Below are 19,085 nucleotides of genomic sequence, written 5' to 3' on the forward strand. Positions count from 1 at the left end.
CGACGAACATGGCCACGATCACCATCAACGGCGTTACTTATACAGGCAACCATGTGTCGGTTCGCGGCGGCCGCGTGCTCGTCGACGGCAAGAACGTGAGCGCCGGCGAAGCGACGCGCATCACGCTCGAAGTGCACGGCGACCTTCAGGCGTTTCAGGCGGACAACTGCGATACGGTCGCGGTTCACGGCGCGGTCGGCGTCGTGTCGACCGTATCGGGCAACGTGACTTGCGGCGATGTCGGTGGCGCGGTGTCGACGGTGTCGGGCAACGTGAACTGCGGCGACATCGCCGGCGAAGTGCGGACGACGTGCGGCAGCGTCAGCCGCCGCTAGGCGTCAGCCGCGCGCGAAGGGCACGCGCCGCCCTTCTTGCTCGCTCTGCATCGCGAGTTCGATGATCGTCATCGTGTCGACTGCGTCCTGCGGCGAAACCGGAAACGGCTTGCCATCCAGAATCGCCGCCGCCAGCGCACGATAAAACTCGACGTACGCGCCATCTCTCGTGGCGAATTCGTGACGCAGATCGAGATCGCCATCGACCTCGCGCAACGTGCCCGGCGGATTCTTCGCGAACTCCGGGTTGCCCGGGCGCATCCCCGAACGCAACTGATCTTCCTGCGTATCGAGCCCGTTCTTCACGTAACTGCCGCGCGTGCCGTGGATCGCGAAACGCGGCGGCTCCAGCGCCGCGAGCGCGCTCGCGTGCAGGATCACTTCCTTGTCGGCGTAACCGAGCACGAGATGCACGTAGTCCGGCGCGTGCGCGTGGTCGCGATGCGCCTTCACGAACGCCGTCACCGTTTGCGGCGCGCCGAAGAGCGTCAGCGCCTGATCGATCAGATGCGGCCCCAGATCGAACAGCAGGCCGCCGCCGCGCTCCGCTTCCTCGCGCCAGCGCTGCGGCACTTTCGGGCGGAAACGGTCGAAATGCGATTCGTAATGCGTGATGCGCCCGAGCCGTCCGCTTTCGATGAGCGCGCGCACCGTCATGAAATCGCCGTCCCAGCGACGGTTGTGAAACGGCGCGAACACGAGCCCTTTCTGCTGCGCGAGATCGGCGAGCGTGCGGGCGTCGCGCGACGAAAGCGTCACCGGTTTGTCGACGACCACGTGTTTGCCCGCCGACAGCGCCCGATGCGCGAGATCGAAGTGCGTGTCGTTCGGCGTCGCGACGACGACGCACTGGAGTTCGTCGATGGCGAGCAGCGCGTCGAAATCCGCGACGATCCGCGCGTTCGGATAATCGGCCTGCGCGCGCTCGGCCTGCGACGTGGCGATGGCCGTGACTTCGGCGCGGCCGCAGTGCTCGATGACGGGCGCGTGAAACGTCGCGCCGGCGAGGCCGTAGCCCATTACGCCGACTTTGAGTGCTGTGTCCATGCGGGCATCGTCCTGTCGTTGAATTGACCGGATATTGTGGCACGAACAGGGGCCGGAACCGCGCCGCCTCTATCGTGTTAACATCGCGCTCTCCTTTCGCGCGCAAGTCACAGCCAGGCGCGCCCAAACTCCAAAGCCAAAACGATGTCCGCTGGTCTGAACGCCGCGCAAAGCGAAGCCGTGCGCTATCTCGATGGTCCCTGTCTCGTGCTCGCCGGCGCGGGCAGCGGCAAGACGCGCGTCATCACGCAGAAGATCGCGCATCTGATCGAAGGGCGCGGCTTCGAGCCGAAGCACATCGCCGCGCTCACCTTCACGAACAAGGCCGCGCTCGAAATGCGCGAGCGCACGGCCAAGCTCCTCGAAGGCAAGACGCTCACGACGCCCGGCAAGGAAGGCCGCAAGATTCCCGTCAATCAGTTGACGATTTGCACGTTCCACTCGCTCGGCGTGCAGATCATGCGGCAGGAAGCGGAACACGTCGGACTCAAGCCGCAGTTCTCGATCATGGATTCCGACGATTGCTTCGGCATGGTTCAGGAACAGCTCGGCACGACGGACAAAGGCCTGATCCGCAAGATCCAGTCGATCATCTCGCTGTGGAAGAACGCGATGGTTTCGCCCGATCAGGCGTCCGTGCTCGCGAGCAACGAGGACGAGCATCAGGCGGCGATCGTCTATCGGAGTTACGCCGCGACGCTGCACGCGTATCAGGCGCTCGATTTCGACGATTTGATCCTGCGTCCCGCGCAGCTTTTCGCGGAGAACGAGCAGGTGCGCGACAAGTGGCAGAACCGCCTGCGCTATCTGCTGATCGACGAATATCAGGACACGAACGCGTGCCAGTATGAACTCGTGAAGCTGCTGGCCGGTCCGCGCGCCGCGTTCACGGCCGTCGGCGACGATGACCAGGCGATCTACGGCTGGCGCGGCGCGACCATCGAAAATCTCGCGCAGCTCGGCAAGGATTTCCCGAAGCTGCATGTCATCAAGCTGGAGCAGAACTATCGCTCGACGGTGCGGATTCTGACGGCGGCGAACAACGTCATCGCGAACAATCCGAAGCTGTTCGAGAAGAAGCTCTGGTCCGAGCACGGCATGGGCGACACGATCACCGTCACCGGCTGCAACGACGAAGAGCACGAGGCGGAATCCGTCGTGTTTCGCTTGTCGGCGCACAAGTTCGAGCGGCGCACGCAATTTCGCGATTACGCGATTCTCTATCGCGGCAACTTTCAGGCGCGCATCTTCGAACAGGTGTTGCGGCGGGAGCGCATTCCTTATGTGCTCTCGGGCGGGCAATCGTTCTTCGACAAGGCCGAGATCAAGGATCTGATCGCGTATCTGCGGCTGATCGCCAATCCCGACGACGATCCCGCTTTCATCCGCGCGATCACCACGCCGCGACGCGGTGTCGGCAACACGACGCTCGAAGCGCTCGGCGCATTCGCGGGCGCGGCGAAGGTGTCGCTGTTCGAGGCGGTGTTCATGGGCGGCATCGAGGCGCGTCTGTCGGCGCGGCAGGTCGAGCCGCTGCGCACGTTCTGCGAATGGATCCGGCGTCTGTCGGACCGCGCCGCGCGCGATCCCGCGACCGAAGTTCTCGACGACATGATGGAAGCCATCCACTACGAGTCGTATCTCTATGACGCGTACGACGAGCGCCAGGCGCAGTCGAAATGGCAGAACGTGCTCGAATTTCTCGAATGGCTGAAGCGCAAGGGCACGAAGCCGGAAGCCGCGCCGGGCGCGGAGCAGACCGGTTTCGACACCGCCGACGGTTTCGCCGATGAAGGCAAGAACCTGCTCGGCCTGATCCAGACCGTCGCGCTGATGTCGATGCTCGAAGGCAAGGAAGAAGACCCGGATGCAGTGCGCCTGTCGACGGTGCATGCGTCGAAGGGGCTGGAGTATCCACACGTCTTTCTGGTGGGCGTCGAGGAAGGCATCATGCCGCATCGCGGCAGTTCGGACGACGACGCGCCCGTCGACGATTCGCGCATCGAGGAAGAGCGCCGGCTGATGTATGTCGCGATCACGCGGGCGCAGCGCAGTCTGCATCTGAACTGGTGCAAGAAGAGAAAGCGCGCGCGGGAGACGGTGGTGTGCGAGCCGTCGCGGTTCATCCCAGAGATGCTGCTCGACGATGCGCCGCCGCCGACGGCCGAAGAAGCGCCTTTGTCGCCGAAAGATCGCATGGCGATGCTCAAGGCGATGTTGCAGAAGACGTGAACGGTTTGCCGTCTTGCTGATGAAAAACCCTGCTCGCGCGGCCCGCTCGCGCGGGGTTTTTTTTCGCTTACTTCGCCGCGTTCGCCATGTAATCGACGGCGGCTTTCACATCTGCATCCGATGCGTTCGATCCGCCCTTTGGCGGCATCGCGCCCTTGCCGTGCAGCGCGTAGTTGTAGACGGTGTCCATCGGCTCTTTCAGGCGCGGCGCCCACGCGGCCTTGTCGCCGAACTTCGGCGCGCCGAGCACGCCCGCCGCGTGACACGCCTGACAGACCTGCTCGTAGAGCGCCTTGCCCGCCTGAGCGGCGTCGGCGCTTTGCGCGCCCGCGGCCGGCGCCGCCGATGCAACCGCCGGCACCGATGCGAGCGCCGCGACCGCTGCGGCGGCCTGAGCATTTTCGTTCGAACTGGCTGCGGCGGGCGCTGCCGCGCTCGATGCAGCCGCGGCGCCCGATGCCGGTTGCGCCGGTTCCGCGAGCTTGCCGCCGCTGCCGTTCGCCATATAGACGACCGCGCGCGCGATTTCGAAGTCGGAGTAATCGTCGGGGCTGGTGCCGCCGCGCGCGGGCATGCCGCCCTTGCCGTTGAGCGCGTTGTGCAGCAGCGTGTCGTAACCTTCGCCGATGCGCGGGGCCCATGCGCCGGCATCGCCGAACTTGGGCGCGCCGGCGGTGCCTGTCGCGTGACAGGCCGAGCACACGGCCTTGAAGACTTCCTCGCCGGACTTGTAGACGCGCGGCGCGTTGGCGTCGCGGACATCGACTTGTGCGGCGGGCGCGATGCGCGCGTTGACCGACTGCTCGATGTCCGTGCCGGCGCCGGTGCGCGTGGAATTGTTCACGTACACCGCGAGCAGGATGATGATGGCGACCGGGATGCCGAATCCCGCGATGACCGCGGCGATGAGTTGGCCGGGTGTCTTGATCGGGGCTCCGTGGGGTGCTTCGCTCATGCTTGTCTCGTCTCCCGTTTTTTGGTGTGAGTCGGTTCAGTGACAGCGTGACAGCTACGGCAGTGCGCTAGGCGCGCCTTGGGGAAAGGCACGGTCGATTATAGACGGAACGCTTAACTGTCGGCGCGGGGTGGCCGGGGCGGTGAAGCGGGCGTTTACCCGAATCGTGTGATGCTTTGTGACTCGTTCCGCGCAGGGCGCTCGGTCCCGCACAATGGACGGCGTCACGGAAAACAGGTATCCTCTCGGATTCGCATGGGCCTTGCAGCCGTCTTACGGCGTGTGTAGTTCTTCCGCAAGCCCTTCTCCGATGCGCCCGTAGCTCAATGGATAGAGTACTGCCCTCCGAAGGCAGGGGTTGCTGGTTCGATCCCAGCCGGGCGCGCCAAGCGTTTCCACTCGACAGCCGTCGCAGTCGAAACTACTCGAGTCCGCCCTCGCGGTTCGCCGTCGTCGTCCCCCAACCAAACCCCATCCCCGCCAACCACCTCCTATAAGCCACCGCCATCCGATCGCACTTCTGATGCAACTCCGCATCGAGATCGAGCGGCAAGCGCTGCGGCCATTGCGACTCCACCACCGGCGTGTCCTGCATCAAAATCTCCATATTGAAGTCGTATAACTCGCGATCGGAATGCGTCGAATCGTCCTCGTGAATCGAGACGAGCCACGCGCGCGTCTCTGTCTGCGTCACCGGCGACGCCGCCAGCATGATATGCAGCGCGCCCTGCCCGCCCGACGCCATCTTCGTCAGCTTCGCGATCAAAGGCCGCTTCACGCGATACACATAATCGATCATCGCGCCGCCGCCCTGCCCCGGCATTCCCGCCGGTTGCCAGTATCGGCATTGCCGCGCTTCCAGACCTTCATCGCTCGCGACGACTTCGTAATCGGGCACTTCCGTATGCGTGTCCTCGCCCAGAATCCCCGCATGCACGAACGAGAAATGCGCCATGTCCAGAAAATTCTCGACGACGCGCGGCGCCGACGACCTCACCGTCTGCGGCGCGAGATTGATGCGCCGGCCACCGGGAATCGCGGCTTCGGGAAAGAAATCGAGCGCATACGCAGGCTCGCCGAAACACATCCAGATAACGCCGTACTTCTCTTCGCAAACGAAAGTCGTCGCGCACGCGCGCTTCGACGGACGCAATGAAGGATTCGACGGAATCCGCAAACACTGTCCTTCGATGTCGTAACTCCAGCCGTGATACGGACACACGATCTGATCGCGCATCACATGCCCGAGCGACAACTGCGCGCCCCGATGCGGACAGTAATCGCGCCACGCATGCGCCGCGCCGATGCTGTCCCGCCACACGACGATCCGCTCATCGGCCACGATGAATCCGCGCGCGCCGCCTTCCGGCACGTCTTCGCTATTGCAAACGGGCAGCCATTCGGCAGCTAAAGAAATGGATTCGTCGCGCATCGCCGTGAATGAGAAATGGACGTTCTTAAGCTGTTCTTACACGAAACACAGCGTCTTCGCAAAACGTTGCAAAATAGCGGATCGCTCGCTCGGTGCAACTCGATACCACTCAATTCAGCCGATGCCATGCGACGGGGCCGCAGTACTTGGCAGCAAGATAAAAGAAAGAAATCACCATCCAGGGGTTCAGTATGGAGCAGGCGCATCAACCGGCACGCCGGACTTATGCCTTCGCATGGTCCGAACACCGGAATCCGGAACGCGAGCAGGCCACGCTGCGGGTCTGGATGGGAGCGGTGGTTCTTCTGGCTTACGGCGTTTTCGCGTGGCTCCGCCCTTCACACGATGCCTTCCTGACCACGCGCCTCGTCGCGCTCTATGTGTCTTATGGGGCGATCACGCTTCTGATCGTCAGCCGCATGAGCGCGCCTTCTGTTGCGCGCCTGACCGTCACGACCATCGCCGATCAGACGATCCTCGGGCTCGCGCTCGCCGCGGGCGGCGCAACGGCGCTGCCGCTTCTCTGGGTGATGTTCTGGTTTCTGATCGGTTCGGGATGCCGATACGGCAAGCGCACGCTCGCCGTATCGTGCGCGACGGCGCTCATCATCGTCACGGCGATGGCCGTCTGGCAGCCGTGGTGGCACGAGAATCTTCCCGCCGCGATCGGGCTCGCGCTGAGCGTACTCGGCGCATCGGTGTATCTGAGCGTGCTCGTCGATCGGCTCGGCAACGCGAATCGCGATCTAGCGCGTCAGGCATCGACCGATCCGCTCACGGGTCTGTCGAACCGGTACGCGCTGGAAAGAGTCGTCGATCGCGCGATGAACGCGCCCGAAGCCAATGGCGATCACGCCACCGCGCTCCTTCTGATCGATCTCGACGGCTTCAAGGAAGTGAACGATACCTACGGTCACGCCGTCGGCGATCTGCTGCTGCAAGCCTTCGCGGACTCGCTCGCGAAGCGCATGCGCAAGTCGGACACCATCGCGCGTCTGGGCGGCGACGAGTTCGTCGTGCTCGCGCATCAGATGCGCGACCGCGACGCCGTGTTGTCGGTGGCCGACAACATCCATTCGGCGCTCGGCGAAATTACGTCGGTGCAGGAGCGGCCGGTGTCGGTATCGGCGAGCATCGGCGCATGCCTGCTTTCGAGCGCGGCGTCCGCGCATCAAACCGGCATGACCGCCGTGCTGCGCGCCGCCGACCGCGCGATGTACCGCGCGAAAAGTCTCGGCGAAGGGAAAACGGTCTTCGCCGAGACGCGGGACTTCGAGATCAGCTAGGGAACGTCAGGCCTCGACGCTCGTCCACGCCTGCTCGCGCAGCTTCGTGCGCAGACGCGCGACCGCCTGGCTGTGCAACTGACACACGCGCGACTCGCTCACTTCCATCACCGCGCCGATTTCGCGCAGGTTCAGGCCGCGTTCGTAATAGAGGCTCATCAGGAGCTTCTCGCGCTCGGGCAGCTTGTCGATGGCTTCGATCAGCGCGCCGCGAAGGCTGTCGTCGAGCAGCGCGGACAGCGGATCCGAACGATCGACGCAATAGCGGTCGAGGAACGGCTCGTCGTCGGCGGAGCGATCGAAGTCTTCGTAATAGATCAGCTGGCTGCCGTGCAAGTCCTGAAGCATCGACTGATATTCGTCGAGCGGCATCTTCATGTGCTCGGCGATTTCCTGCTCGCTCGCCGCGCGGCCGAGGTTCTGCTCGACCTTGTGCACCGCCGATTCCACTTCGCGCGACGTCTTGCGCATGCTGCGCGGCAGCCAGTCGTTCGCGCGGAGCTCATCCAGCATCGCGCCGCGGATGCGCTGGCTCGCATATGTTTCGAACTGCGCGCCCTGATCTTCCTTGTAGCGGCTCGCCGCGTCCAGCAGGCCGATCATGCCGGCCTGAATGAGATCGTCGAGATCGACGCTCGCCGGCATCTTGGCGACGAGTTGGAGCCCCAGCCGTCGAACGAGCGGTGCGTATTTCGTCAGCACTTCCGACTGTGAGAGTTTGCCTTGGGCGTTATACATCTTGGTCACCTATCTTGATCACATCGACGCCGTGCTGCTCAATGCAAAGTCGTGAAGCGCAGCCGCACGATGCGACGCCTCCCGCGCGCCCTGTACAGAGTCGCTAACCGGATTTCGCGCGTCGGCCTGGCCGCCCGCATCGCGCATATAAGGCGCGGGGCGCATCGGCCAGTGCAGGAGCTCCGCCGCGATTGCGCGGTAGTCGCGCGCCGCGGCCGTGGCCGGGAACGCTTCGACTGCGCAGCGTGAGAGTTCCATCGCCCGAGCGACGCGCGCATCCTCGGACACATATCCCGCCTGCACGAGCGACACGGCCAGATACCGGCTCGCGACGCCCGACAGGTTGTCGAACGCGACCGCCGCGTCGGCCGGGTTCTGCACGTGATTGACGAGCACGCGGAACTGGCCGATCGCATGGGCGTAGTGCAGTCGTTTCATGCACGCATACGCCTCGGTGATCGCCGACGCGGCTACCCGCGTCACAATAAGAAAGTCATGCGCCTGCGCCGCGAGCGTCGACAGCGCGCCGTGGCGATCGAGTTGCGCATCGATCAGCACGATGTCCGCCGGACCGTCGAGCAACGCGCGGCATTGCGCGGCATCGTGAACGATGCGTTCGTCGCGCGGCGCGGCCATCAGCGAGAAGCCGAACGGCGTGCGCTCGACGGCATCGCCGAGCATGCGCCGGCCCGACATCACCGAGGCGAGCGCGCCCGCGTCTTCGGTGCCCACGAGACGGCTCACCGATCCCGCGTTGCGGTGCTCGTCGATCACGAGCACGTCCTTGCCGTGGATGGAAAGCGCCGCGCCGAGATTCACCACCGCCGACGTGCATCCGATGCCGGCCGGTCCGCCCGCGATCGCCACCACGCGCGAACCGGCGCGCGTAAGGAGCCGTCGCAGGCCTTCCGCCTGGTCGAGCACGAACTTATCCAAAGTGCACCTCATGCAGTTCGGTCGTGGCGCGCGCGGACAACGCGGACAGCAGCGCAGGCGTTTCTTCGTCTTGCGGCACGAAGGGCGAGTTGTCGCGCGGGATGCAGAACGCGCTCTTGATGAGAAACCGCTTGGTCGCGACGTACAGGTTCTCCGGCACTTTCTGACCGGTCGACACGTAATGCACCGGCAGTTTGTAGCGGATGACCGTATCGAGCACGCCGCCGAGATTCGTCGCTTCGTCGAGCTTGGTCAGGATGCAGCCCGCGAGCGGCGGCTGGTCCGCCGCGCTCTTGTAGGCCTGCACGACTTCGTTGAGCGTGTCGCCGTGGCTCGTCGCGTTGAGCAGCAGGATGCGCTGCACCGGATGACCCGCGCCGCACAGCATCGCGATCTGATCCGAGACCATGCGATCGCGCTGGCTCATGCCGATCGTGTCGATCAGCACGATATGTTTGTTGCGGAGTTCCGAAAGCGCGAGTTGCAGGTCCGCGCCGTCTTTCACCGCGTGAACCGACACACCGAGAATCTTGCCGAAAATGCGCAGTTGCTCGTGCGCGCCGATACGGTAGCTGTCGGTCGTGAGCAGCGCGACCTTGCTTGCGCCGAAGCGCATCACGCAGCGCGCGGCGAGCTTGGCCGTCGTGGTCGTCTTGCCCACGCCAGTCGGGCCCATCAGTGCGAACACGCCGCCGCGTTCCATCAGCGCGTCTTCGCTGTCCATCACCGGAATGTTCGATTCGAGCACCTGCTGCACCCACTCGAGCGCGCCTTCGACGCTCTCGAGTTCCGGCATGTTGTCCACCATCATGCGGACGAGCTGCGCCGAGAAACCGGCGGCGAACAAACGCTTCGTGAGCGCGCCGCCCGTCGGGTTGCGGCGCTGGCGCTCGCCCCACATGAGACCGGAGAAGTGCTCTTCCATCATCGAGCGCATCGACGAAAGCTCGTTCATCACCGTTTCGTTGACGACCTGCTCCATGCGCGTGCGGATCGCTTCGGTGACGACGGCCGCCGCGTTCGCGGGCAAGCCATCGAATGCGTGTTCCTTCGATGCCGGCGCGGCGTTCGCCTCGGCTGCTTCGGCGTGCGGCGCGCTCGCGTTGATCTTCTGCGCGGCGCGGCGCGCGGCGATTTGCGCGGCTTCGCGTGCCCAGTCGGGCGTTTGGACCTTCGGCTCGACGGCGGCTTCCGCGCGCTTCGTTTGCTGACGCATGGCGTAGCGGGCCGAGTCCGCCGTCTTTTCGACGCGCGTCTCTTGCGCAGTCACCGGGACCGGCACGCCCATGCCGCGTGCGATCGCAGCCGACGCGGTCAGCGGACGGTTCGACGGCATCGACGCCTGCTGCGCGATGCGCTTCGCATGCTCGATCAGCCACGGATTGGAATCGGCCATCGTCGGCGGCGTGTCGTCTTCTGCGCGAGCTTCCGGCTCGGCGTGAAATTCATCGTCCGCATCGGTGTTCGCGCCGAAGACGGACGAGAACACATCGCCGCTCGCGTACGGATTCGCGGCCGGCTGCTTCGCCGGCATCGCGGCTGCAGCGGCGGCCAGCGCGGCGCGCGACGTGCCCGCCGAACGTGCTGCCTGTTCCTTCGCGGCGGGCGAGATCGACGCGATGTCGCTGTCCGCGACGCCGACGATCTCGACCGAGCCGTCATCGAGCGTGCGATTGGACAACACGATGGCATCGGGGCCGAGCGCTTCACGAACCTGGCGCAGTGCGTCGCGGCTGTTCGCGCCGATGAATTTACGAATGTTCAAACTTGCCCCCGATGAGGTGAAACTGCGATCTTTAGCAAGCGGACCCACTTGGCTCGTTGCCGTGTCCGCTTTTCAGTGAAGCCATTATTGCGAACTTGAGTCTTTGTCCATCGCTGGATAAGGGGTGAGAAAAAGGGGTATTTCGGCTGATGGAAGCGCGCCGTGCATCGCAAGGGCGGGCGTTTGCCCGGAAAAAGATTCCGCTTCGCCCGTTTCCGCGCGCGGGCGCGGCGGCGTAAGCTTTAGGCTCCGCGCGCATCGAAGCCGCGCCGGACAATCAAAGGAGACTTCTTCGCATGACGTCCGCTGTCCCTTCCTCACAGGATCAAACCACCGGCGCGCGATTGCTCGTCGATGCGCTCGTCCATCACGGCGTCGAGCGCGTGTTCTGCGTGCCCGGCGAGAGCTTCCTCGCCGTGCTCGATTCCCTGCATGACGAGACCGAGCAGATTCAGACGATCGTCTGCCGCCACGAGGCGGGCGCGGCGAACATGGCCGAGGCGGTCGGCAAGCTCACCGGCAAGCCGGGCGTCGCGATCGTGACGCGCGGGCCGGGCGCGACGCACGCGTCGATCGGCGTGCACACCGCGTTTCAGGACTCGACGCCGATGATCCTGCTCATCGGCCAATGCGCTCGCGATCACATGGATCGCGAGGCGTTTCAGGAAATCGACTATCGGCGCATGTTCGGGCAGATGGCGAAGTGGGTCGCGCAGATCGACGATCCGCGCCGCGTGCCTGAATACATGAGCCACGCGTTTCACACGGCGATGTCCGGCCGTCCGGGTCCGGTCGTGCTCGCGCTGCCGGAAGACATGCTGACCGAAACCGTCGATGCCGTGCCGCCCGCGCCGCGTTATCAGCGCGTGGCGGCGTCGCCGTCGAAGGCGCAGATGGAGCGCCTGCGCGAACTGCTCGCGAACGCGAAGAAGCCGTTCGTGATCGCGGGCGGAAGCGGCTGGACCGCCGAGGCGACGCAGGACTTCGCGCGCTTCGTGGAAGCGTGGAAACTGCCGGTCGGCTGCGCGTTCCGCTTTCAGGACACGCTCTCCAACGACCATCCGAACTACGCGGGCGATGTCGGCCTCGGGATCAATCCGGCGCTCGCCGCGCGTGTGCGCGATGCGGACGTGCTCTTCGTGCTCGGCCCGCGCATGGGCGAATCGACGACGGGCGGCTACACGCTGCTCGATATCCCGAAGACGAAGCAGACGCTCATCCACGTGCATCAGGGCGCGGAGGAACTCGGGCGCGTGTATAGCGCGGAATTGCCCATCGTGTCGGGCATGCCGGAGATCGCGTCTCTTCTGGCTTCGCTGGAAGCGCCCGCCAGCGTTGCATGGGATGGCAGCGCCGAAGCCGCGCACGCCGCGTATCTCGAGTGGCGCAAGCCGCGCCCGATGTTGGGCGATGTGCAGCTCGGCGAAATCATGCGTCAGCTCGCCGAGACGATTCCCGCCGATTCGATCCTGACGAACGGCGCGGGCAATTACGCGACGTGGCTCCATCGGCATTATTCGTATCGGCATTTCCGGTCGCAGTGCGCGCCGACGAGCGGTGCGATGGGCTACGGCGTGCCCGCCGCGATCGCCGCGAAGTCGCTGTATCCGGACCGCACGGTGATCGCGTTTGCGGGCGACGGCTGCTTCATGATGTCGAGCAACGAACTCGCGACGGCGATGCAGTATCGGCTGCCGGTGATTTTCATCGTCGTGAACAACGCGCAGTACGGCACGATCCGCATGCATCAGGAGCGGCATTATCCGAATCGCGTGCACGGGACGGAGCTCACGAATCCGGATTTCGCGGCGTATGCGCGCGCGTTCGGCGCGCATGGCGAGCTGGTCGAATCGACGGAGCAGTTCATGCCCGCGTTCGAGCGCGCGCGGGAATCCGGCTTGCCCGCGGTGATCGAGATTCGCATTCCGCGGGACCAGAGCACGCCGGGCGCGACACTCGAACAAATTCGCCAGCAAGGCAAGCGCTAGCGGACAAACTTTCAAGCTGCTTGCAGCGCGCTTCCGGTGGCAGTAGAGTAGCCAGTTCGAAAACACCGGGAGTTAGCGATGCTTAAGGTTCTGGCTTTGTCGTTGGCGTTGGGCTTTTCGGGTGCGGCATTCGCGAAGGCGGATTGCACGGCGCATCCGAAGAGCGAATGGATGAAGGAATCGGATGCCAAGGCGCAGCTTGAAGCGCAAGGCTACAAGATCCGCAAGTTCAAGGTCGATGGCAACTGCTACGAAATCTACGGTCACGACAAGAACGGCAAGAAGGTAGAGATCTATTACGACACGAAGACGCTGGCGGTCGTGAAGTCGGAAGTCGAGTGACGCTCGCGCCGTGAAAGTCTGGGACGGCTTCGTCCGGCTGACGCATTGGGCCGTCGCGGGCATCGTCTTGTGGAATCTGTTCGGACCGACGGATTCCACGCATCGCGTGCTCGGGTATGTCGCGGCCGGGCTTGTCGTTGCGCGTATCGTTTGGGGTTTCGTCGGCTCGCGTCATGCGCGGTTTTCGGCGTGGTGGCCGACGCGCTCGCATCTCGTCGACTATCTGAGGTCGCTTGCCAGGGCCAGGCCGATCCATCACGTTTCGCACAATCCGCTTGGCGGGTTGATGGCGCTCTTTCTTTGGTTCCTGATTCTCGCGCTCGCGCTGTCCGGGTGGATCATGCGGCTCGATGCGTTCTGGGGCGAGGACTGGCCGCAGGAGATTCATGCGTGGCTCGCCATCGCGGTCGAGGTTTGTGTCTGCGTGCACGTCGCCGCGGCCGTGCTGATGAGCGTGTGGACGCGGGAGAATTTGGTTCGGGCGATGGTGACGGGCAACAAAAAAGCCCCGTGACGCGAATCACGAGGCTTTCTCTCGACTCAATGCGAGGAACGCTTACTTCCCGCCCACGCTCTGCAACGTCGTCCACTTCCCGCCGACGACCTTATACAGCGTAATCCCGCCGTTCTTCAAATCGCCCTTCGAGTCGTACGACAGGTGCTTCGCCGTCACGCCCTGCATGTCGGTCTTCGCGAGGAACGGCAGGTACTTTGCCGGATCCGTCGAGTTCGCAGCCTTCATCGCGGTGAACATGGCCATCGCGCCGTCGTAGGCGTACGGCGAGTACGTCTGCACGTCTTCGTTGAAGCGCTTCTTGTACTTCGCCGAGTAGTCCGCGCCGCCCGGCATTTCGTCCATCGGCAGGCCGGCGAGCGATGCCACCGTGCCGTCAGCCGCGTCGCCCGCGATCTTCAGGAACGTGTCGGTCTTCACCATTTCGCCCGCCATCAGCGGCGCGCGGAAGCCGAGCGTCTTCATCTGCTTGACCATCGGGCCGGCTTGCGAATCCGCGCCGCCGTAGTACACGAGGTCCGGATTCGTCGACTTGATCTTCGTCAGAATCGCCTTGAAGTCGACAGCCTTGTCGTTCGTGAATTCACGGTCGACGATCGTGCCGCCCGCCGCCTTCGCCGCCTTCTCGAACTGGTCGGCAAGACCCTGGCCATATGCCGTGCGGTCATCGACGATCGCGATCTTCTTGACCTTCAGCGTCTTCACCGCGAACTCGCCCGCGACCGAGCCTTGCTGCGTGTCGGAGGTCATCATGCGGAAGGCGGTCTTGAAGCCTTGCGTCGTGTACTCGGGCGCCGTCGCCATCGCGATTTCGGGGATGCCCGCGTTCGCGTAGATGCGCGATGCCGGGATCGTCGTGCCCGAATTGAAGTGGCCGAGCATGCCCTTGATGCCATCGTCGACGAGGCGTTGCGCCACGGTCGTGCCCGTGCGCGGGTCGGCCTGGTCGTCCGCCGAGTTCAGCACGATGCGAACCGGCTTGCCGCCGATCACCGGCTTCGTGGCGTTGAAGTCTTCGACGGCGAGCGTGATGCCGTTCTGCATGTCCTTGCCGTAGTGCGCCTGCGCACCGGTCAGCGGGCCGGCGTAGCCAACCTTCACGTCTTCTGCCTGCTGTGCAGCTGCGGTCCCCGCGAACAGGCCGGCGAGCGTCATGGCTGCCGCCAGCTTGGTCATCGTGTGCTTCATAGCTTCTCCTGTGTTCCAGTGTGGATGGCAGCCTGTGCCGCGCGTGTCTCCGTTACGCCGTGCCTGCTGCCGATTGTTTGAATTCGTTTGAACCGAGCGTTCGAGGGGTGTCTCAACCGATCGTCATCAAATTCGCATTGCCACCCGCCGCCGCCGTGTTCACGCTCACCGAGCGTTCCGTCAGCAGACGTTCGAGCGCGTAGTCTTCACCGTCGTGGCCAGCGTCGGCGAACGCTCCCGCAGCCACGCCCTGCACCGATACGATCGGTCCCGGACGCTTCGCGACTTCCTTCACGAGCGACAGCAGTTCATCGCTGTCGCCTTCGAACAAGACGGCGTCGAAGTCTTCCGCCGCTTTCCTGACCATCGCGAACGGCTTGAGCGCAGAAGGCAACGACGCCGCCAGTTGCTCGCCCGCCGAGCCGGAGAACAACGCCTTGTTGCCCGTCGCCAGCACGGCGGCCAGTTGCGCGCGCGCGCCGCTCGCCGTCGCCGCCACGCACAGCACCGTGCCGCGCGCGCCGAGCGTGTACGTGTTGCGTTCGCCGGTCGGTCCGCTCAACACGGCCGTCGCGCCCGCCATCACATGCTGCAGATAACCGTCGCAACGCGCGGCCGTCTGCGGATCGCGTTCGCCGATCGCCCAGTCGCGCAATGCGGTGAGCGCGGCCGTCGGCGTGTCCTTCGACGCCACCTGATCGACGACGAGCGTGCTCGCCAGCGACTTCGGAAGACCGGTCGGGCGCTTCGCGAGCAGACGCTGCAGATACAGCGCGCCGCCCGCCTTCGGACCCGTGCCCGACAGCCCTTCGCCGCCGAACGGCTGCACGCCGACCACGGCGCCGATCACATTGCGGTTCACATAGACGTTGCCGACATGCGCCCGCGAGATCACGTGCGCGATGGTTTCGTCGATACGCGTATGGATGCCGAGCGTGAGGCCATAACCCGTCGAGCGAATTTGGTCGAGGAGTTTATCAAGGTTCGAACGGCGATAACGCACCACATGCAGCACCGGGCCGAATACTTCGCGCTTGAGTTCGTCGATGCTATCGAGCTCGATCAAGGTCGGCGGCACGAACGTGCCTTGCGCGCAGTTGTCGGGCAGCGGCAGTTGCGTGACGTTGCGGCCCTTGTCGCGCATCCCGGCGATATGCGCGTCGATGCCGCGTTTCGCGTCGGCGTCGATGACGGGACCGACATCCGTCGACAGACGATCCGGATTGCCGACCGCGAGCTGGTTCATCGCGCCGGTCAGCATCTCGAGCGTGCGATCCGCGACGTCGTCCTGCAGGCACAGCACGCGCAGCGCCGAGCAGCGCTGGCCAGCCGAATCGAACGACGACTGCAGCACGTCCGCGACGACCTGCTCCGCGAGAGCCGACGAATCGACGATCATCGCGTTCTGGCCGCCGGTTTCGGCGATCAGCGGAATTGGGCGGCCATCCGGATCGAGGCGCTCGGACAGCGTCTTGTTGATGAGGCGCGCGACTTCCGTCGAGCCGGTGAACATGACGGCGCGCGTGCGCGGATCGGCGACGAGCGCCGCGCCGACCGTCTCGCCATTGCCCGGCAGCAGTTGCACCGCGCCCGCCGGCACGCCCGCTTCGCGCAGGAGGCGAACGGCTTGCGCGGCGATCAGCGGCGTCTGTTCAGCGGGCTTCGCGAGCACCGGGTTGCCCGCGGCCAACGCAGCGGCGACCTGGCCCATGAAGATCGCGAGCGGGAAGTTCCACGGGCTGATACACACGACCGGACCGAGCGGGCGATGCGTATCGTTCGAAAACTCGGCGCGAATCTGCGACGCGTAGTAGCGCAGGAAATCGATGGCTTCGCGAATCTCCGCGATCGCGTTCGGCAGCGACTTGCCCGCTTCGCGCACGACGAGGCCCATCAGCGTGTGCATTTGCGCTTCGAGCAGATCGGCGGCGCGCGCGAGGCAATCGGCGCGGTCTTCGACCGGCGTCGCCTGCCAGATCGGCGCGGCGGCGACCGCGTTGGCGATCGCGGCGCTCACCTGTTCCGGCGACGCTTCCACGACCGTGCCGACGAGATCGCGCAAATCCGACGGATTGCGCACATCGCGCGCGACGCCGTTGCCGATGTCACCGCCTTCGAGCATCGGTTCCGCGCGCCACGGATGATGCGCGCTCGCCAGCAACGCCGACGACAGCGAAGCCAGCCGATGCTCGTTCGACAGATCGAGGCCCATCGAATTGGAGCGCTCGTTGCCGTAAAGCTGACGCGGCAGCGGAATCTTCGCGTGCGGCGCGCCGAGGGGCGTGATCGCCTGCGCTTCGTCGATCGGATCGCGCACGAGTTCCTTCACCGGAATCGATTCATCGGCGATGCGGTTCACGAACGACGTGTTCGCGCCGTTTTCCAGCAGACGGCGCACGAGATACGCGAGCAGCGTTTCGTGCGTGCCGACCGGCGCATACACGCGGCACGGACGGTTCAGCTTGTCGCGGCCCGTGACTTCTTCGTAGAGCGGCTCGCCCATGCCGTGCAAGCACTGGAACTCGTACTGGCCGGGATAGTAGTTCTGTCCGGCGAGGTGATAGATCGCGGAGAGCGTGAACGCGTTGTGCGTCGCGAATTGCGGATAGACGGCATCCGGCGCGCCGAGCAGCTTCTTCGCGCACGCGAGATACGAGATGTCCGTGTAGATCTTGCGCGTATAGACCGGATAGCCCTCGAGTCCATCGACTTGCGCGCGCTTGATTTCCGTGTCCCAGTACGCGCCCTTCACGAGGCGAATCATCAGGCGATGACGGCTGCGGCGCGCGAGATCGATCAGATAGTCGATCACGAACGGGCAGCGCTTCTGATAACCCTGCACCACGAAACCGATGCCGTTCCAGCCCGCGAGCTCCGGATCGAAACAGAGCGCTTCGAGCAGATCGAGCGAGATTTCGAGACGATCGGCTTCCTCGGCGTCGATGTTCAGGCCGATGTCATAACGGCGCGCCAGTTGCGCGAGCGAGCGCACGCGCGGCAGCAGCTCGTTCATCGTGCGTTCCTGCTGCGAGCGCGAATAACGCGGATGCAGCGCGGAGAGCTTGATCGAAATGCCCGGGCCTTCGTAGATGCCGCGCCCGCCCGCCGCCTTGCCGATTGCGTGGATCGCCTGCTCGTAGGACGCGTAGTAGCGCTGCGCGTCTTCTTCCGTCGTCGCGGCCTCGCCGAGCATGTCGTACGAGTAGCGGAACCCGCGCGCTTCGTACTTGCGGCTGTTCGCGAGCGCTTCGGAAATCGTCTCGCCGGTGACGAACTGCTCGCCCATCAGGCGCATCGCCATGTCGACGCCCTTGCGGATCAGCGGCTCGCCGCCCTTGCCGATCAGACGCGTCAGCGCCGACGACAAGCCCGCTTCGCTGTTCGTCGTGACGAGCTTGCCGGTGATCATCAAACCCCACGTCGCCGCGTTCACGAACAGCGACGGCGCCTGGCCCATGTGCGATTTCCAGTCGCCCTTGCTGATCTTGTCGCGAATCAGCGCGTCGCGCGTGGCGCGGTCGGGAATGCGCAGGAGCGCTTCGGCGAGGCACATCAGCGCGACGCCTTCCTGGCTCGACAGCGAGAATTCGTGGATCAAACCTTCGACGCCGCCGCCCGAGCTTTTCGCGCGCAGCGCTTCGACGAGCTTCGTCGCGAGCTTTTCGGTTTCGGCCGCGACGTTCGAAGGCAGTCGCGCCTGACCGATCAGGAACGGCACGCACTCCGGCTCCGGCCGGCGATACGCCGCCGTGATCGCCGCGCGCAGCACCGATTGCGGCTGCACGTTCTGCGCGAAATCGAGGAACGGATGCGGCGCGCCGTCTTCGTCGCCATCGACGGAAGGTGCATCCGCCATTTCCGACGAGCCGTTCGCACCCGTCAGTTCGGGCGGAAGCTGGCCATGCTCGATGCGCTCCAGATAAGCGAAGATCGCCTGCTTGATAAGCCAGTGGGGAGTGCGTTCGAGGCGCGTCGCGGCATCTTTGAGCCGGGAACGCAGCAGATCGTCGACTTTGACGCCTAGGGTTGTGCTCGCCATATTTCCTTCGTTTGCCGGTCGTGCTCGGCCGGCCAGAGACCTGAAAAGTTGGCGAATCGTACCCCGCTGATTTAAAAGGTGCAACCGAGATTTTCGCTAGGGTTGCACCGCAATGAAACCCTTGTGGCACAAGGCTTTGAGCGGTGCACCGCCGGATGGCGCGCGGCGCTCGGCGCCTAGTAGTTTCCCTAATCCGGAATTTTTGAGACGGCCCCTAAGTAAATCCTCGGACACCGCCGTTATAAACGCCATGCGCCGTCGATGGCGACGCCTTCAGCGGTCGATATT

Annotated in this window: 14 protein-coding genes and 1 tRNA gene; 7 read left to right on the plus strand and 8 right to left on the minus strand. The window is 64.6% G+C overall.

All coding sequences use genetic code 11. The features are described 5' to 3' along the window. The first annotated feature begins 8 nt into the window (after positions 1–8). Positions 9–335 carry a hypothetical protein gene (locus QCE58_RS00685; RefSeq protein WP_008352517.1) on the plus strand — a complete coding sequence of 109 codons (327 nt, stop codon included), beginning with the start codon at positions 9–11 and terminating at the stop codon, positions 333–335. Positions 336–338: 3 nt separating this feature from the next. On the opposite strand, the gene QCE58_RS00690 is transcribed toward QCE58_RS00685, so the two are convergent. Further along, the gene (locus tag QCE58_RS00690; RefSeq protein ID WP_008352516.1) at positions 339–1,382 is read right to left on the minus strand and encodes an oxidoreductase; all 1,044 of its coding nucleotides are present in this window, start codon (positions 1,380–1,382) and stop codon (positions 339–341) included. A 144-nt stretch (positions 1,383–1,526) separates the two neighbouring features. On the opposite strand from QCE58_RS00690, the gene QCE58_RS00695 reads away from it, so the two are divergent. Next, entirely contained in the window at positions 1,527–3,614 is a 2,088-nt protein-coding gene (locus QCE58_RS00695) for a UvrD-helicase domain-containing protein (RefSeq protein ID WP_008352515.1), read from the plus strand. A 67-nt stretch (positions 3,615–3,681) separates the two neighbouring features. Here QCE58_RS00695 and QCE58_RS00700 read toward each other — a convergent pair whose 3' ends face one another. Further along, positions 3,682–4,569, minus strand: a complete 888-nt coding sequence (locus QCE58_RS00700) for a cytochrome c5 family protein (RefSeq protein WP_008352512.1) — start codon at positions 4,567–4,569, stop codon at positions 3,682–3,684. Between the two features lie 312 nt (positions 4,570–4,881). Between QCE58_RS00700 and QCE58_RS00705 the strand changes: the two genes are divergently transcribed. Continuing rightward, a tRNA-Arg gene (locus QCE58_RS00705) sits at positions 4,882–4,957 on the plus strand. Between the two features lie 33 nt (positions 4,958–4,990). On the opposite strand, the gene QCE58_RS00710 is transcribed toward QCE58_RS00705, so the two are convergent. After that, positions 4,991–6,001: an aromatic ring-hydroxylating dioxygenase subunit alpha gene (locus tag QCE58_RS00710; RefSeq protein ID WP_034472317.1), complete on the minus strand. Its 1,011-nt coding sequence runs from the start codon at positions 5,999–6,001 to the stop codon at positions 4,991–4,993. Positions 6,002–6,192: 191 nt separating this feature from the next. On the opposite strand from QCE58_RS00710, the gene QCE58_RS00715 reads away from it, so the two are divergent. Then, positions 6,193–7,287, plus strand: coding sequence for a GGDEF domain-containing protein (locus QCE58_RS00715; protein ID WP_008352510.1), 1,095 nt, complete (start codon positions 6,193–6,195; stop codon positions 7,285–7,287). Positions 7,288–7,293: 6 nt separating this feature from the next. Here QCE58_RS00715 and QCE58_RS00720 read toward each other — a convergent pair whose 3' ends face one another. Genes QCE58_RS00720 through flhF form a run of 3 tightly spaced genes read right to left on the minus strand, consistent with a single transcriptional unit; the run spans position 7,294 to position 10,726 of the window. Beyond that, a complete protein-coding gene (locus QCE58_RS00720; RefSeq protein ID WP_008352509.1) occupies positions 7,294–8,025 on the minus strand; it encodes an RNA polymerase sigma factor FliA in 732 nt (243 codons plus the stop codon). 18 nt (positions 8,026–8,043) lie between these two features. Next, complete coding sequence (locus QCE58_RS00725; protein ID WP_034472320.1) at positions 8,044–8,961, minus strand: flagellar biosynthesis protein FlhG; 918 nt, start codon at positions 8,959–8,961, stop codon at positions 8,044–8,046. Next, a complete protein-coding gene (flhF, locus tag QCE58_RS00730; RefSeq protein WP_008352504.1) occupies positions 8,954–10,726 on the minus strand; it encodes a flagellar biosynthesis protein FlhF in 1,773 nt (590 codons plus the stop codon). Before flhF ends, QCE58_RS00725 begins: the two co-directional genes overlap by 8 nt. Positions 10,727–11,022: 296 nt before the next feature. Here flhF and QCE58_RS00735 point away from each other — a divergent pair, with 296 nt between their 5' ends. The 3 genes from QCE58_RS00735 (at position 11,023) to QCE58_RS00745 (ending at position 13,570) form a co-directional block, all read left to right on the plus strand. Continuing rightward, complete coding sequence (locus QCE58_RS00735) at positions 11,023–12,714, plus strand: thiamine pyrophosphate-binding protein (RefSeq protein WP_034472322.1); 1,692 nt, start codon at positions 11,023–11,025, stop codon at positions 12,712–12,714. A 78-nt stretch (positions 12,715–12,792) separates the two neighbouring features. Continuing rightward, positions 12,793–13,056, plus strand: a complete 264-nt coding sequence (locus QCE58_RS00740; protein WP_008352500.1) for a PepSY domain-containing protein — start codon at positions 12,793–12,795, stop codon at positions 13,054–13,056. Between the two features lie 10 nt (positions 13,057–13,066). Next, positions 13,067–13,570 (plus strand): cytochrome b/b6 domain-containing protein, encoded by a 504-nt coding sequence (locus QCE58_RS00745; RefSeq protein WP_250478920.1) that lies wholly within the window; start codon positions 13,067–13,069, stop codon positions 13,568–13,570. 42 nt (positions 13,571–13,612) lie between these two features. Here QCE58_RS00745 and QCE58_RS00750 read toward each other — a convergent pair whose 3' ends face one another. Continuing rightward, on the minus strand, positions 13,613–14,758 hold the full coding sequence (locus QCE58_RS00750; protein ID WP_008352495.1) for a branched-chain amino acid ABC transporter substrate-binding protein: 1,146 nt from the start codon (positions 14,756–14,758) through the stop codon (positions 13,613–13,615). Positions 14,759–14,870: 112 nt separating this feature from the next. After that, the gene (gene putA, locus QCE58_RS00755; RefSeq protein WP_250520853.1) at positions 14,871–18,797 is read right to left on the minus strand and encodes a trifunctional transcriptional regulator/proline dehydrogenase/L-glutamate gamma-semialdehyde dehydrogenase; all 3,927 of its coding nucleotides are present in this window, start codon (positions 18,795–18,797) and stop codon (positions 14,871–14,873) included. Positions 18,798–19,085 lie beyond the last annotated feature (288 nt).

This window comes from Caballeronia sp. LZ028 (assembly GCF_031451415.1).
GTDB lineage: Bacteria > Pseudomonadota > Gammaproteobacteria > Burkholderiales > Burkholderiaceae > Caballeronia > Caballeronia zhejiangensis.

What these genes read in the sequence shown, in the direction of transcription:
- QCE58_RS00690 (WP_008352516.1), bottom strand. Translation starts at nt 1,382, where the DNA reads ATGGACACAGCACTCAAAGTCGGCGTAATGGGCTACGGCCTCGCCGGC.
- QCE58_RS00715 (WP_008352510.1), top strand. Translation starts at nt 6,193, where the DNA reads ATGGAGCAGGCGCATCAACCGGCACGCCGGACTTATGCCTTCGCATGG.
- QCE58_RS00720 (WP_008352509.1), bottom strand. Translation starts at nt 8,025, where the DNA reads ATGTATAACGCCCAAGGCAAACTCTCACAGTCGGAAGTGCTGACGAAA.
- QCE58_RS00735 (WP_034472322.1), top strand. Translation starts at nt 11,023, where the DNA reads ATGACGTCCGCTGTCCCTTCCTCACAGGATCAAACCACCGGCGCGCGA.
- QCE58_RS00700 (WP_008352512.1), bottom strand. Translation starts at nt 4,569, where the DNA reads ATGAGCGAAGCACCCCACGGAGCCCCGATCAAGACACCCGGCCAACTC.
- QCE58_RS00710 (WP_034472317.1), bottom strand. Translation starts at nt 6,001, where the DNA reads ATGCGCGACGAATCCATTTCTTTAGCTGCCGAATGGCTGCCCGTTTGC.
- QCE58_RS00695 (WP_008352515.1), top strand. Translation starts at nt 1,527, where the DNA reads ATGTCCGCTGGTCTGAACGCCGCGCAAAGCGAAGCCGTGCGCTATCTC.
- QCE58_RS00740 (WP_008352500.1), top strand. Translation starts at nt 12,793, where the DNA reads ATGCTTAAGGTTCTGGCTTTGTCGTTGGCGTTGGGCTTTTCGGGTGCG.
- putA (WP_250520853.1), bottom strand. Translation starts at nt 18,797, where the DNA reads ATGGCGAGCACAACCCTAGGCGTCAAAGTCGACGATCTGCTGCGTTCC.
- QCE58_RS00750 (WP_008352495.1), bottom strand. Translation starts at nt 14,758, where the DNA reads ATGAAGCACACGATGACCAAGCTGGCGGCAGCCATGACGCTCGCCGGC.
- QCE58_RS00685 (WP_008352517.1), top strand. Translation starts at nt 9, where the DNA reads ATGGCCACGATCACCATCAACGGCGTTACTTATACAGGCAACCATGTG.